The organism is Clostridium sp. LS (assembly GCF_002760435.1).
GTDB lineage: Bacteria > Bacillota > Clostridia > Clostridiales > Clostridiaceae > Clostridium.
This window is the reverse complement of record NZ_AUUU01000155.1, coordinates 1-1,112: the sequence shown is the minus strand read 5'-3', so window position 1 is coordinate 1,112 and position 1,112 is coordinate 1. Positions and strand designations below refer to the sequence as shown.

The window sequence follows — 1,112 nt, the reverse complement described above, 5'->3', positions numbered from 1 at the left end:
CTTCTTCCTCCAGATTGACACATTATGTAGTACTCTTTATTTTTATTTAAATATTTTTCCGGGTCCTTTAAAAGTTCTCCCATTGGAATATTTTTTGCACTTTTTATACTTCCACCTGCGTATTCATATTTTTCTCTTATATCAATTAATTCAACCTTTCCAATTAAATTATCAATATCATTTACATTAATAACTTTTCCTTCATCTCTCTTTAAAAAACCAAACATTCTAAATTCCTCCTCAAAGTTTAATATGATTTTCTTCTTAATTAAAATAAATAATTACAACATTTCACTTAAATCTTTAATTATTATTATCTTCCCTCTTTCTAACTTTATGTAGCCTGATTTTTCAATACTTTTTAATTTTCTACTCACAACTTCACGAGCTGAATCAATTTGAAAAGCTAGTTCGCTATGAGTTGTATAAATTATATTGCTATTTTTGCTTATTAATAATTTTATTAGTCTTGTTTCTAGGGATTCATGCATCATCTCTTCTTTATTTTCAATAATAGCGTTGAATTTTCTATGCAAATCCTCATAAATATATAATAAAAATTCTTCATCTGACATAATGTACTGCTTAACAATCTCTATTGGTATAATACATACCTCTGAATATTGAATTGCTTTTCCAATTATATTTAAAGATTCAAAGTTTGATATACAGCTTAAGGCTTCATGGCAAAATTCACCTTCTTTAATATTGTATAAATTAGTCTGCTCTCCATTTAAATTTATCTTTTGTATGTTGATTTTTCCTTCCAGTACAAATAAAATCCCATGACATGTGCCCTCTGCTGATTCCATATATTCATCAGCATATAAAGTTTTAAAATATGCTTGTTCGCTTATTATTCCATTATTCTTTTTATCAACCTTCTCTAATACTGGATATATTCTATATAAAGATTCAATATTTTTTAGTTTATTCTCTAATGCTTCACTATTGCTACTCATTTGCTCCCCTCCATGACTTCATTATATATTAGTATTTCAGAAATATATGTGATTTAGTCACACAGATAGAGTTCGTCAGTTTATCTTCTAAAATGCCATAAAAAATATTCTTACTCCTACAATAGCTAATGCAACTGCAAGACTTCTAAT

At 27.0% G+C, this 1,112-nt stretch carries 2 protein-coding genes; both read right to left on the bottom strand.

The features are described from left to right. On the bottom strand, window positions 1-227 hold a 227-nt coding region (locus COL3_RS24675), incomplete at its 3' end, for a rhodanese-like domain-containing protein (RefSeq protein WP_099716747.1). A gap of 54 nt (window positions 228-281) precedes the next feature. After that, window positions 282-962 (bottom strand): Crp/Fnr family transcriptional regulator, encoded by a 681-nt coding sequence (locus tag COL3_RS24670; RefSeq protein ID WP_008425847.1) that lies wholly within the window; start codon window positions 960-962, stop codon window positions 282-284. Between the last annotated feature and the right edge of the window lie 150 nt (window positions 963-1,112).